The following is a 13,177-nucleotide window of genomic DNA, read 5'->3' on the forward strand; positions in this document are numbered from 1 at the left end:
TGCGGTTGTGCCACCTTGCGTTGCCAATGAAAGCAGACATTCGCACGCCGGCTGGTTAGAATGTCGGTCCAGATTGGGAGGTAGGCATGTCCGACAATAAAACAACTCATTTCGGCTACGAGACCGTTTCGGTCGACGAAAAAGCTGGAAAAGTGGCTGATGTATTTCATTCTGTCGCTGCGAAATACGATGTAATGAACGACCTGATGTCATTCGGCGTCCACCGCCTCTGGAAACGCATCACCATCGATATGAGTGGTGCCCGTCCGGGTAATCAGATTCTCGACCTCGCCGGTGGCACCGGTGACCTGACGCGTAAGTTTTCACGCATCGTCGGCCCACAGGGCAAGGTTGTACTCGCTGATATCAACTCATCCATGCTGAACGTCGGTCGCGACCGCCTGACCGATCAGGGGTACGTGGGTAACATCGAATACGTTCAGGCAAACGCCGAGTGTCTGCCGTTTGAAGACAACAGCTTTGACGTAATCACTATGGCCTTCGGCCTGCGTAACGTTACCGACAAAGACAAAGCACTGCGCTCTATGGCGCGTGTACTCAAGCCAGGCGGCCGTCTTCTCATCCTCGAATTTTCCAAGCCGACGAACCCGGTCATGAGCAAGGCCTACGACCTGTATTCGTTCAGCGCCCTGCCTTTTATGGGCAAGCTTGTTGCGAACGACTCTGAAAGTTACAAGTATCTGGCTGAATCCATTCGTATGCATCCGGATCAGGAAACGCTGAAAGGGATGATGGAAGATGCCGGCCTCGTGCGCTGCAGCTACAACAACATGACCAGTGGTGTTGTTGCTCTGCACCGGGGAATCAAACCCTGATGCTATCGGCGGTCTTCAGTCAGGCGATGTGCCTGCCCGTTGAAGGGCTTATTAATCGTGCGCTTCGCCAGGACACAGCAACACTTTCACGACTGGCTCGTCAGGAAGGTCGTATGGCCGCCGTCGATATAGAGGGCCTGGGTCGCTTTAATATTCGCCTGCTGCGTGATGGTATCGCTCTGAGTATGACACCCGACTCAGACACCGAGGTGGTACTGAGTGGCAAGCTGGCGGATTTTCTTGAGCTGGCCCGCGCCGACGATAAAGCACACGAACTGATCAACAGCGATATCGATATGGATGGAGATACCGAGCTCGCACTCTATCTGACCCGTACCGTACAGGCGTTAGACATTGATTGGGAAGCTGCCATACAGCCGCTGACAGGCAGCCTGGTCGCCCACCAGATCGGTAAGGGGTTACGTGGCCTCAGGCGCTGGGGCCGTGACACCGGGTCAACCTACCGCACCGCCGCGAAAGAATACCTCGAAGATGAGCTGAAGGCAGTGACACCGTCAGCCATGCTCGATGACTTTGCAACACAGACAGATGATCTGCGCCTGATGATGGATCGTGTAGAAGCCCGGATTGCCGGTCTGGAAAACAAGAAAAAGACTGAGGACTGAGCGTGGGTAACCTCTGGCGACTCTGGAAAATACTCTTCATATTTACCCGCTACCGGCTGGATGCTCTTGTTCCAACCGACCAGCTACCACTTAAAATCCGCATTCTGCTGTGGCTGGCCCCATGGCGCCTGAGTCCGGTGCCGAGCAAGCTCAGCCGCGGCGCACGCTTGCGCCTTGCACTGGAAGCTTTGGGCCCTATTTTTGTTAAATTCGGCCAGATTTTATCCACACGCCCGGATCTGATACCCGAAGACATTGTCGCAGAACTTAAAAATCTGCAGGACAATGTAGCCCCCTTTCCGACCGAGACCGCACTCAAACTGATCGAAGAACAACTCGGGCAACCCATCAGCGAGATGTTCGCCGAGTTTTCCGAAAAGCCGCTCGCGGCCGCTTCCATTGCACAAGTGTATGCCGCACGCCTCTTTGGCGAGAATTCAGAAGCCGGTAAAGAAGTCGTGGTTAAGGTCGTCCGTCCGGGTATCGAGGACACCATTGAACGCGACCTGCAGTTGCTGGAGTTTATGGCTGTACTGCTGGTTAAGTACTCCGCTGAAGGCCGTCGTTTAAAGCCTGTTGAAGTCGTTGAAGACTACCGCCACACCATTTACGGTGAACTGAACCTCCAGATTGAGGCGTCTAACGCAACTCAGTTACGTCGTAATTTCTCAGAATCCGAACTACTGTACATGCCAGAGGTTTACTGGGAATACACGCGCAATAAAGTGATGGTCAGCGAGCGCATCTACGGTATTCCTGTGGCTAACATCGACGAGCTGTATGCCCAGAACACCAATATGAAATTACTCGCCGAGCGCGGCGTAGAGATTTTCTTCACTCAGGTATTCCGCGACAGTTTCTTCCATGCCGACATGCATCCGGGCAATATTTTTGTTTCGCGCGAAAACCCATCAAGCCCACAATATATCGCCATCGACTGCGGTATCGTTGGCAGCCTCACCGACGAAGATCTGCACTATCTGGCGATGAACCTTATGGCCTTCTTTAACCAGGACTATCATCAGGTCGCACAACTGCACGTAGACTCTGGCTGGGTGCCGCCAACGACAAAAGTTCATGAGTTCGCCGCATCGATTCGCAGTGTCTGTGAGCCTATCTTCGAGAAGCCTCTGTCAGAAATTTCATTCGGGCAGGTACTGATTCAGCTGTTTGCGACCGCCAGACGCTTCAATATGGAAGTTCAGCCGCAGCTGGTACTCCTGCAGAAAACCCTGTTGAACATCGAAGGGCTGGGCCGACAGCTGTACCCGGACCTTGATCTATGGACAACCGCCAAACCTTACCTTGAACGCTGGATGCGTGAGCGCTTTGGTCCGAAAGCCGCCTGGAAAGAGTTCAAGCGTCAGCTACCCGGCTGGGTAGAAAAAGCGCCGCAGATCCCTAACCTGATGCACGGTGCCCTGACCCGCCTCAATCATCTCGATGAGAATCAGTTGAGAATGCAGGAGCAATTAGAGGTTCTGAACGCCGCGCTCGAAGCCCAGCGTTTACAAAAGCGCCACCAGACACTAGGGATCATGACTACCATTACTGGCGGCTTGCTGTGGTGGCAGTCTTACGCATTAGCACTGCCAGAAATTGCAGGATTAAGTATCGGCGCCGCCGGCCTGATATGGCTGGTACTGAAGAGCTGATACAGGAATCACGGGCGCAGATTTGGCATTAGGCACAGTCGGCGCTCTACGGTATCCTTCGCGTTTCAGAACAGATGAAACAGGGTTGAATGATGAACTGGCTTGATAAAGTGAAGTGGGATAACGATGGATTAGTACCGGCCATTGCCCAGGATCATGCCACCGGCCGTATCCTGATGATGGCCTGGATGAATCGTGAAGCCCTCGAACTGACCGCAAAAGAGCAGCGCGCGATTTATTACTCGCGCTCGCGTCAGAAGCTCTGGCGCAAAGGTGAATCATCTGGCCACGTACAGAAGCTTCACGAACTGCGCCTCGACTGTGACAGCGACGTTATCGTCATGCAGGTTGAGCAGATTGGCGGTATTGCCTGCCACACCGGACGTGAAAGCTGCTTTTACAAGGTGTACGAAAATAACGACTGGGTCGACGTAGATCCCGTCCTGAAAGACCCAAGTGACATATACTGAGATTCTTATGAGCGATATTCTTCAGCAGTTAGGTGATATTCTGGAAGAACGCAAAGGTGCAGAGGCTGACTCCTCTTATGTCGCCAGCCTGTACCACAAAGGCCTGAACAAAATTCTGGAAAAGGTGGGTGAAGAAGCCACCGAAACCATACTGGCAGCAAAAGATGCTGAGACCAGTGGTGACAATAAAGAGGTCATTTACGAAACGGCCGACCTTTGGTTCCATAGCCTGGTCGCACTGGCGAAACTGGGCGAGCGCCCTGAAGCGGTCATTAACGAACTGGCGCGCCGGTTCAACATGTCAGGCTTAGAAGAAAAAGCCTCTCGTACAAAGAAATAACGGAGAATAACTATGCTTGGCGGTATCAGTATCTGGCAACTCCTGATCATTCTGGCGATCGTCATTATGATTTTCGGCACTAAGAAGCTACGTAATATGGGCGGCGACCTGGGTGGCGCGGTCCGTGGTTTCAAGAACGCAATGAATGAAAAGCCTGACGAAAAAGACGTGTCCGAGGACGATAAAAAGCCGGAATCGCTGACCAGCCAGTCAGCTGAGAAAGCTCCGGAAAAAGACGCAGAATTCAGCAAGACCAAGGATCAGGATAAAGCCTGATGTTTGATATGGGCTTCATGGAGCTGATGGTCATCGGCGTCCTTGCATTGCTGGTACTCGGCCCGGAGCGGCTGCCGAAAGCAGCCCGCACGATGGGGCTGATTATTGGTCGTGTGCGTCGCTCGGTCAGCAACTTTCAGGAAGATCTGGAAAGGCAAGCCCGCACCGAAGAGCTGAAAGCCAAACTTCGTGATCCAGCGGCAACCTTTCTTGATGAAGACATTCTGAATCCAGCGTCCATGAGAAAGCCTAACGTGACTCAGGAAACATCGCAGGAAAAAGAGCCTGCATCGACTGAGAGCACGCCTGAACAGCTGACTGACCAGGCGGCCGAAAAAACACCTGAGCTTTCGAAGAAGCCATCTGAAGAAAAACCTCAATGACCGATCAAGAACAGCCTCTTATTGCCCATCTGGTTGAGCTGCGCAACCGCCTGCTGCGTGCGGTGCTCCTCGTTCTGGTGATTTTTGCGGGCTTGTTCTATTTCGCCAACGATCTCTACCTGATCCTGGTTGAGCCGCTGTCGGTACTGATGCCGGTCGAAGGCCAGATGATCGCCACGGGTGTTGCATCGCCCTTTCTGGTACCTTTCAAGCTGACCTTTGTACTGGCCGTTCTGGCTGCAGTGCCCTTTATACTGCACCAGATATGGGCTTTTATTTCGCCGGGCCTGTACCAGCATGAGAAAAAGTTCGCTATTCCTCTCCTGCTGTCGAGTATTCTGCTTTTCTACGCAGGCATTGCCTTTGCGTATTTTGTGGTACTGCCACTGGTGTTTGGCTTTTTCACCGGCATTGGGCCGGAGGGTATTTCATTCATGCCCGACATCAGCAATATTCTCGACTTCTCGCTGAAGATTTTTTTCGCCTTTGGGATCGCCTTTGAGATTCCGGTCGCCACCTTTCTGATGGTGCTCAGCGGCATGACTACTGTGGAGTCTCTCAGTGGTAAACGGCCTTATATTTTTCTTGGCTGTTTCGTCGTAGGGATGCTGGTAACACCACCGGATGTTATTTCACAGACTATTCTGGCACTGCCGATGTATCTGCTATTCGAGGCGGGAGTTCTTGCTTCACGCTTAATCCGCACACAAGAAACAGAAGCTTCTGAGGCCGATTAAAAGCGACCTTTTTAGCGGCTCAGCAGCAAAGCTAACGCTAACACGACAGGCGTCAGCAGTGTCGCCATCACATTCATACCCAAGGCATCTGGTGCCGCTGCAATATTCTCACGTTCCTGATTCAGAGCTGTCAGCGTCTTCAGCGTAAGCGCCCATGGAATGAGTGCCAGCAAGACCCATTGTGGCCACACACCTGACATAGCCGCCATCACAATTAATCCGGCGACTGAAAAGGTCATGATATTAAAGGCCCGAATTCCCGCAGAAACGCCATACCGAATCAACAAATGCTCTCGACCATGTGCTTTATCGGCTTCGATATCAGGAAACTGATTTGCCAGCAGCAAATTATTTACCATCAGAAAGACGACCGCCGCGCCAAAAGCCACGCAAACCGGCTGCTCAAGTCCTGCGACAATAGCCGTCCCTACCACCATCAGAACGCCAAACCCCAGCCCTGGAGCAAACAAACAAAGGTAGGGTAAACGATTAATGACCGAGGTATAAAACCACACCAGAAGCACCCCTATGCCGCCCAACAGCCACAAGGCGGGGTACGCTAATGACAGATAAACACCGATGATTACAACGCACAACAATGACAGGACAGCTCCGGCCAGTACCCAACCTGCCGCCTGCGGATGTTCGGGCAAACCTCCGCTTCCGCCGCTGAACGGCGTGCGGTCGGTGACAAGATCAAGGCCGCTTTTAAAGTCCTGATATTCATTGAGCATATTGACAGATATATGCGCGAGCAAAGCACCAAGTACAACCCAGATCAGATCAGGATTTAATTGAGGAGAGTATCCTGAGGCAGCAAACCCCATCAGCAGGCAAACGGGGGTCAGGATCAGAAAAGGGGGGCGGGTCGTTTTAAGTGTCGTTGTAAAAGTTGATGCATCCATGCCGCTGTCTCTGTGCTTTACCGCATCGGTGGCAAATCCGATATCAGGCTACTCTCAGTCAAAGCAGGGCTGTCTACCAGGGTTTCGGTGTGACACTGCCAACCTGCATTTCTGCGACGCTGCACAATCTCCTGCGCTTTGCGCTCACAAAATCCTTCTGCTGTTTTTGCATTCCAGACCACCCGTTTTTCTTCCGGTGTCGTAAAATGCACTTCACACGGCAAGCTCCATCCTTGTGGATATACCACCTGAATAGCATGCCATACCTCTCCACTCTCGCAGACAGTACGTTCTTCTTCTGCCGCCATTGCGAATGACGTCAGAAAACATAAAGGGAGTATTCTTATTATGTTCATATTCTTCCCTGATTAACCTGCAGCGCTGACAGGGGCCAACTGATCCAGCAATTTCGCTAGCCGACGGGCAGCAAGATGCAGTCTCGACCGGACCCAATGACGATCAGCAGCGATATCATCGTCTTCGAAACGGGCGCCTTTCCTGTAATTCCGATAGATCTCCCGGGTCTTTTCCAGCGACTCATTGGCCCAGTCTTCCGGACTACCCTCGCGCAGAAATTCCACAGAAAAAGACGCGATAAGATTGCTGTCTTCCGTTAAAGTTCCCGACAGGCTAGGCACATCTCGATCCCAGAACGCATGGAGATTAGTGCGCTCGCCCCGATAATATATCCGCGTCTGATTGCCGCCACGGTCATCTGAATAGCTGACGTGCAATGGCTGATGTACGTCGCCGACAAAATGCCCGAGAAACGCCAATGCTTGCCAGTCGGTATCCGGAGCCCTCTGCAGACGCTTCTGCATTACGCGTATTTCCTCCGTTACACATCCCTTGCCCGGGCAATGTGTACGATGCACAGAGGTATCCTTACGCGCAACGTTGATGTAGTGCCACACCGACGTGTGCTTATAGTCGTCTATCTTTCTTACCCGGTCAGGCCAGCCGCACAATTGCGCGAATGAACGAGCCTCCCGCGACTGCCAAACCAACCCGGAAATCATTTTCTGTGTTTCAGGCGCCGCATACTGATAAGCAAGATCGCACACCACCGCATGACTGGCATAACTGAACGCGTGCGCACCTGAGGCGAACACTGTCATGAACAAGACGGCGAATACTGCGCGCTGTATGCTGTTTATCTTCATAGGCCTATTCTGGGTCAGCTTAGCGTTATTGTGAACCGGGCATCATGGCACATTGAGCCAGAATGTCCTGCCACTTTGTAACATGTCTGCGGTGGGCATTGAGCATAGCGGCCCGCTCTTCCTCCAGAACATTTATGACATCCACCTGCCATTCATCGACAACACCGGTTGGGGCAAGAGAAGAAATGACACTCAGATAACCGATAAGCTCAGCACTGAAGCGGTCAGTTTTACTCAGATAGGGTTGAAGCACACCGGCGTAATACTTATGGAAGACATTCTGCAGAATCTCGGCCTGAGGAGTCCGGCGGCCCGCCGGACACAGCGGACGGTCGCCAAGGCGCTGCTCAAGAAGTCGTGCTCCCTTGATGCTCACATCCATAAGTGCTCGATTGGTTAAACGCCAGCGCCCGATGGCCGCTGTCGCTAACATCTGTTGCTGATGAGACTCCATCACTGCCGATTCGTATTTCCACTCGCCTGACTGCCACTGTTGTCCCTGCTGTACGACATACGCGAGAGCCTGGGTTGCCGCCAGTAATGTCGTCTGATCTTCCGCTGAGGATTCTGCCATCGGGATCAGTCCTTCTGACCGGGATAGAAAAGCCTGCCACTCCTCAGACGAGAGCCAGGCATTCCACCAATACGTCATTCTGGCATCGTATTTCTGCTGCAGAAGGCGACGTAACTTCTCAGCAAGCTCGGGATCATCCTCCCCCAGAACGTCGATGCACTCCGGCGCACTTAGCATCAGGTCACGTTGTAGATGAAGTCTCTGACTGGGCGCTGCCAGCTTACCGAGAGAGCTGTTGTTAGCCCCTAGAACACGTCCCAACTCACACGAGGAGAGTGAGAGAAAGTCGAGAAGATTAATGCTTAACTGGGGCTCGTTGACTGACAACTGGCGACGCCCGGGCAAGTCGACGAGCACTGCCTGAAGTGCCTCACCATCAGACTCGGGCGGTTCAACCTGTAGTGCACGACCGAGGCGCTCGAGATAATCATCAAGTGCGGCTTGCTCACCTGCTGAGCAGCCACAAAGCGCGACTGCAATAACCAGGGTGAGAACAAGACGCAGCGACTTCACCGGCGCTGCATCCAGTCCGGGCGTGGGATAAATGCCCGCTGCAGTGCAAGTACGTCGTCCCGATGATCTGGAGTAAGATAGGGACGTTCAAGACTGAACACCTGATAAATTCCGCCCTGCAACATATCCTGCGTGATCACACTCTCATCCCCCGACAACAGATTGCATTGCAGAAACGAAAACCATGAGGTGACGACAATCCAGGTATTCAACGCCAGATCCTGACAGTCCTGTTCATCAGCAGAGAGTATCCCCGCACCACTGAGCGCCAGAAAGATGTTCTCGATCTGCCTCAGACAGTGACTGAAAAAACCACGATAGCGCTCATGAAGCTCCGGGTCTGCGCTCAGCAGATGCTCCATATCCCGGTGCATAAAACGGTATGCCCAGAGCTCATTGAAGACGTCGGTCAGGTAACGCAGCTTATCCTGAGTTTCGATGACTCGCCCTTCCGGTAACGCCAGTATCTCCAGAACTCTCTGCTCGTAACGATCGAACAAATTGGCGATGATCGCCTGCTTGTTGCGAAAGTGATAATAGAGATTGCCCGGCGAAATCCCGAGCCGCGAGGCAATATGATTGGTTGTAACGGCCCGCTCACCATTCTCATTAAACATCTCTAAGGCCACATCAATGATGCGTTCGCGGGTGCCCATAACATCGCTCCAGAATAATCATGTCTCTACTTTAACCTGAGTAAAGGTATATACGGACAATCTTCTTGTCTACGCACGACACCTCTTGACGAATTAGAGTAATAACTCTAATAATAGAATCTGTTTATTTGTTAACCACCCGGAGGCACCCATGGTTGCCACAGTTTCTACCCTGCATTCGCCCGCTCAGGAAATTGAGCGCCTTCATGCCCTGCACCACCAGCAACTGGAGGCATTTCGCGCAGACCCTATGCCGGACGCCGCTGCGCGAATCGAAAAGTTACGGAAACTGAAAACAGCCCTGGTGCAACAGCAGGACTCTCTCGTCAAAGCAGTAAACGAAGACTTCAGCTGCCGCGCCGAGGGAGACACCCTGATTGCAGAAATCATGACGACCGTGCAGGCACTCAACTACATGGTTAAGAACGTCCGCAAGTGGATGCGCCCATCAGGTCGTCACGTCAATATGCTGTTCGCTCCGGCATCGAATGAAGTTGTTTATCAGCCTCTCGGTGTCATTGGCATCATAGTGCCCTGGAACTATCCGATTCAGCTGGCACTGGTACCGATTGCAACGGCACTCGCTGCCGGCAATCGTGCCATGGTCAAAATGTCCGAATTTACGCCCGCAACCAACCGCGCGCTAAAAGACATGCTGGCTTCGGTATTCGACGAAGATGAAGTGGCTATCATCGAGGGTGAAGTTGATGTTTCCAGCGCTTTTTCAGAGGTACCCTGGAACCACCTGATCTTCACTGGCTCCACCGCTGTCGGCAAACACGTCATGGCCGCCGCCGCTAAAAACCTGACCCCAGTGACGCTTGAACTGGGCGGAAAATCACCGGCTCTGATTGCCCCGGATGCCAACCTTGAGCACGCTGCTGAGCGCATCTGCTTCGGTAAGTCACTGAACGCTGGTCAGACCTGTATCGCACCGGATTATGTCCTGGTGCCTGAAGGGAAGGAAAAGGAGTTCATTGGTCGCTATCACCAGGCATTCACCAAAATGTATCCGACCATGAAAGATAATGATGACTACACAGCCATCATTAACGACCGTCAGTACCAGCGTCTGTTCTCCTGGTTGAAAGATGCCGACGAAAAAGGCGCCAAAATCACCCAGATAAACCCGCGCGATGAGAACTTTTCTGACTGTCGGAAAATGCCACCACACCTCATCGAAAACGGTACCGATGACATGACCGTCATGCAGGAAGAACTGTTCGGCCCCATCCTGCCGATCGTCACATACCGCAGTTTTGATGACGCTCTGGCCTACATCACTGACCGGGACAGACCTCTCGCGCTGTATCTGTTCAGTTATAATCGCGATACTGAAAAGAAAGTGCTTGAGCAGACCCACGCCGGTGGCGTTGCAGTCAATGACACCCTGATGCATATCGCGCAGGATGACATGCCTTTTGGAGGTATTGGCCCCTCAGGTATGGGCCATTACCATGGGAAGGAAGGCTTTGTGACGTTATCCAAAGCGAAAGCTGTACACCGCAAAGGGCGGATTAATAGCGGTAAAGTGATCTATCCGCCATATGGCACACGTCTGCACAATCTGGTTTATAAACTCTTCATCCGGTAAGGGGAAAAGAATGAAAACATCCCGCCGTGGATTTCTGCAGCTAGGTGCCATGGGCACCGCTGCACTGACAGTCGGTTCAGGAGCAGCCATGTTGACTGGCTGCTCGTCACAGCAGACTCCGGCAGAGGGGTTTAAGACACTGCGTGAAGTGGATGTCTATTTTCTTGGTGCTCTTGCACCCGCGGTACTGACCACCAAAGGCTACCCCGGTGCTCTCGGCAAAGACGCACGTCAGCGCCTGCTGGAGTCACTGGATACCCTGATGACGACCCTTCAGGGGCACGCTCTGAGTCAGTTACAGATGGCATTTGATCTCATGGGTTCACCGGTCACCCGTGTTGCCGTTGGTGCACCGCTGCATCCATGGCAGGAAGCCACCGTTGAAGAAGCCGAGGCATTCCTTGAAAGCTGGCGTGACTCCTGGCTGCCGATCAAACGCATGGGGTATCAGGGTCTGTGTAAGCTAATCACGATCTGCTGGTATTCGCAGCCAGAGAACTATGAAATCAGCGGCTATCCGGGGCCACCGGTGAAAGTGCCATATCCATACCCCGCCACTGGCGAATAACACGACAGAATCCGATAGAGAGAACACGATGAAACGTACACCACACATTCCAATGGTTGCGGGTATCCCTGATCCGATTCTGGAGGGTATCGCAGGCGGCTGGAAGGTTCAGGATGCAGCCGACGTTACCGATGGCGGCGTCATCAATGCAGATGTTGTCATTATTGGCACAGGTGCAGGCGGTGGCACTACCGCAGAAATTCTTGCCGAAGCTGGCCTCAATGTACTGATGCTGGAAGAAGGCCCGCTGAAAAGCACCAATGACTTTAAGATGGATGAGCGTGAGGCCTACCACGATCTCTATCAAGAAAGCGCCGGCCGTATGAGCAAGGACGGCTCAATGTCGATCCTTCAAGGTCGATGCGTCGGTGGCACAACAGTCATCAACTGGACTTCAAGCTTTCATACGCCAGAACAGACACTCGAACACTGGGCAAATGAATTCAAACTCGAAGGCGCCAGCAAAGAAGAGATGACGCCATGGTTTGAACGCATGGAAGAACGTCTGCAGATTGCGCCTTGGCCAGTACCCCCTAACCCGAACAACGCCGTTCTGAGCCGTGGTGCCGAAGCCCTGAATCTCGAATGGCACGTTATTCCGCGTAACGTTTCCGGGTGTTGGAACCTGGGTTACTGCGGTACTGGTTGCCCGACGAATGCAAAACAGTCCATGCTGGTTACCACCATTCCGGGGGCACTGAATAAACAATCTGGCCTTATTTATAACGCTCGTGCAGAGCGCCTGATCATTGAAGGCAAAAAAGTTCTGGGCGTTGAAGTGACGGCCCTGAACAGCGACTACAAACCGAACGGCAATACGTTTTCGGTGAAAGCACCTCACGTCGTGATGTCCTGTGGTGGTATCAACGGCCCTGCACTGCTGTTGCGTTCAGATGCTCCGGACCCGAAGAAGCGCGTTGGTAAGCGTACCTTCTTCCACCCGGTGGCCTTTAACTTCGCTCAGTTCGATGAGCTGATCGACCCGTATTACGGCGCACCACAGTCTATTTACAGTGACCATTACCAATGGCTGAATGTCACAGGTCCTGCAGGCTACAAGCTTGAGGCAACGCCTCTGCATCCCGGTCTGGCAGCGGTACTCTTCCTGGGGCACGGCGGTCGTCATTATGAAGACATGGGCAATCTGCCCAACACCAACCTGCTGCTGGCACTGATCCGTGACGGCTTCGATGAAGAGAGCCCCGGCGCAAGTATCGAACTGGCCAGCGATGGTTCGCCGATTGTGGATTACCCGGTTAACGATTACATCTGGGATGCATTCCAGCGTGCCATGATCTCAATGGCTGAAATTCAGTTTGCTGCGGGTGCGAAACGCGTTCGACCTTCGCATCTGGACGCCCCCTGGTACGAAACCGTTGAAGAAGCACGCGAAGGCATCAACAACCTGGACAATCGCTCAAACGCATTCACCGTAGGGAGTGCGCACGTTATGGGTGGTATGACCATGGGTGAAGACCTGGATAAGTGCGTCGTCGACAGTAACGGTAAATACCATTACCTCGACAACCTCTACGTGATTGATGGTTCAGTATTCCCGACCAGTATCGGTGCAAACCCACAGCTGTCGGTTTACGGCTTCGCCTGTAAGTTTGCTAACCAATTGGTTGAGAAAATCAAAGCCAGCGCATAAAGCAATCGTGCTGGTTTCTGATACTGAAAAGAGCGGCTCAGCCGCTCTTTTTCTTTCTTTAAATACCTTCCTTTCTGAGCAATTCACAAATACACGCTCTGAACGAACCTTATACGGACACCATGGTCTAGACTCAGAACATTCAACAAACTGAGTTGTAGTTATGTTTTCTCCTGAGAAATCGTATTTCTCAATCGCTCCGTGCTTTTCATTCACATGCTTTTCATTCA

16 protein-coding genes are annotated in these 13,177 nt (G+C 52.6%); 11 read left to right on the forward strand and 5 right to left on the reverse strand.

Annotated features, from left to right (window positions below):
- The first annotated feature begins 86 nt into the window (after positions 1-86).
- From ubiE to tatC, 8 genes are all read left to right on the forward strand, one after another.
- A complete protein-coding gene (ubiE, locus tag B3007_RS01930) occupies positions 87-836 on the forward strand; it encodes a bifunctional demethylmenaquinone methyltransferase/2-methoxy-6-polyprenyl-1,4-benzoquinol methylase UbiE (protein ID WP_068440186.1) in 750 nt (249 codons plus the stop codon).
- Positions 836-1,462 (forward strand): ubiquinone biosynthesis accessory factor UbiJ, encoded by a 627-nt coding sequence (locus B3007_RS01935; protein ID WP_068440189.1) that lies wholly within the window; start codon positions 836-838, stop codon positions 1,460-1,462. Before ubiE ends, B3007_RS01935 begins: the two co-directional genes overlap by 1 nt.
- A 2-nt stretch (positions 1,463-1,464) precedes the next feature.
- Positions 1,465-3,117 carry a ubiquinone biosynthesis regulatory protein kinase UbiB gene (gene ubiB, locus B3007_RS01940; protein ID WP_068440192.1) on the forward strand — a complete coding sequence of 551 codons (1,653 nt, stop codon included), beginning with the start codon at positions 1,465-1,467 and terminating at the stop codon, positions 3,115-3,117.
- 89 nt (positions 3,118-3,206) lie between these two features.
- Positions 3,207-3,587 carry a phosphoribosyl-AMP cyclohydrolase gene (gene hisI / locus B3007_RS01945; protein ID WP_076516834.1) on the forward strand — a complete coding sequence of 127 codons (381 nt, stop codon included), beginning with the start codon at positions 3,207-3,209 and terminating at the stop codon, positions 3,585-3,587.
- Between the two features lie 7 nt (positions 3,588-3,594).
- Positions 3,595-3,927 (forward strand): phosphoribosyl-ATP diphosphatase, encoded by a 333-nt coding sequence (locus B3007_RS01950; RefSeq protein WP_076516836.1) that lies wholly within the window; start codon positions 3,595-3,597, stop codon positions 3,925-3,927.
- Between the two features lie 12 nt (positions 3,928-3,939).
- Positions 3,940-4,203, forward strand: a complete 264-nt coding sequence (gene tatA, locus B3007_RS01955; protein WP_068440200.1) for a Sec-independent protein translocase subunit TatA — start codon at positions 3,940-3,942, stop codon at positions 4,201-4,203.
- Positions 4,203-4,586 carry a Sec-independent protein translocase protein TatB gene (gene tatB / locus B3007_RS01960; RefSeq protein ID WP_301376675.1) on the forward strand — a complete coding sequence of 128 codons (384 nt, stop codon included), beginning with the start codon at positions 4,203-4,205 and terminating at the stop codon, positions 4,584-4,586. The genes tatA and tatB overlap by 1 nt, the downstream gene beginning before the upstream one ends.
- Complete coding sequence (tatC, locus tag B3007_RS01965; RefSeq protein ID WP_297531703.1) at positions 4,583-5,323, forward strand: twin-arginine translocase subunit TatC; 741 nt, start codon at positions 4,583-4,585, stop codon at positions 5,321-5,323. Before tatB ends, tatC begins: the two co-directional genes overlap by 4 nt.
- 11 nt (positions 5,324-5,334) lie before the next feature.
- On the opposite strand, the gene B3007_RS01970 is transcribed toward tatC, so the two are convergent.
- The 5 genes from B3007_RS01970 to B3007_RS01990 are packed head-to-tail and all read right to left on the reverse strand — an operon-like array spanning position 5,335 to position 9,134.
- On the reverse strand, positions 5,335-6,228 hold the full coding sequence (locus tag B3007_RS01970) for a prenyltransferase (RefSeq protein WP_297531702.1): 894 nt from the start codon (positions 6,226-6,228) through the stop codon (positions 5,335-5,337).
- A gap of 17 nt (positions 6,229-6,245) precedes the next feature.
- Complete coding sequence (locus tag B3007_RS01975; RefSeq protein ID WP_273089900.1) at positions 6,246-6,584, reverse strand: hypothetical protein; 339 nt, start codon at positions 6,582-6,584, stop codon at positions 6,246-6,248.
- A 12-nt stretch (positions 6,585-6,596) separates the two neighbouring features.
- Positions 6,597-7,391 carry a S1/P1 nuclease gene (locus tag B3007_RS01980; RefSeq protein ID WP_301376676.1) on the reverse strand — a complete coding sequence of 265 codons (795 nt, stop codon included), beginning with the start codon at positions 7,389-7,391 and terminating at the stop codon, positions 6,597-6,599.
- Between the two features lie 25 nt (positions 7,392-7,416).
- Positions 7,417-8,478 (reverse strand): DUF3080 family protein, encoded by a 1,062-nt coding sequence (locus B3007_RS01985; protein WP_301376677.1) that lies wholly within the window; start codon positions 8,476-8,478, stop codon positions 7,417-7,419.
- On the reverse strand, positions 8,475-9,134 hold the full coding sequence (locus B3007_RS01990) for a TetR/AcrR family transcriptional regulator (RefSeq protein WP_076516850.1): 660 nt from the start codon (positions 9,132-9,134) through the stop codon (positions 8,475-8,477). The genes B3007_RS01985 and B3007_RS01990 overlap by 4 nt, the downstream gene beginning before the upstream one ends.
- 151 nt (positions 9,135-9,285) lie before the next feature.
- Here B3007_RS01990 and B3007_RS01995 point away from each other — a divergent pair, with 151 nt between their 5' ends.
- The 3 genes from B3007_RS01995 to B3007_RS02005 are packed head-to-tail and all read left to right on the forward strand — an operon-like array spanning position 9,286 to position 12,947.
- Entirely contained in the window at positions 9,286-10,728 is a 1,443-nt protein-coding gene (locus B3007_RS01995; RefSeq protein WP_297531697.1) for a coniferyl aldehyde dehydrogenase, read from the forward strand.
- Positions 10,729-10,738: 10 nt separating this feature from the next.
- The gene (locus B3007_RS02000) at positions 10,739-11,296 is read left to right on the forward strand and encodes a twin-arginine translocation signal domain-containing protein (protein ID WP_297531695.1); all 558 of its coding nucleotides are present in this window, start codon (positions 10,739-10,741) and stop codon (positions 11,294-11,296) included.
- A 28-nt stretch (positions 11,297-11,324) separates the two neighbouring features.
- Positions 11,325-12,947 (forward strand): GMC family oxidoreductase, encoded by a 1,623-nt coding sequence (locus B3007_RS02005; protein ID WP_297531693.1) that lies wholly within the window; start codon positions 11,325-11,327, stop codon positions 12,945-12,947.
- Positions 12,948-13,177 lie beyond the last annotated feature (230 nt).

The sequence above is a fragment of the Thalassolituus sp. UBA675 genome (assembly GCF_002297765.1).
Taxonomy (GTDB): Bacteria; Pseudomonadota; Gammaproteobacteria; order Pseudomonadales; family Oceanobacteraceae; genus Thalassolituus.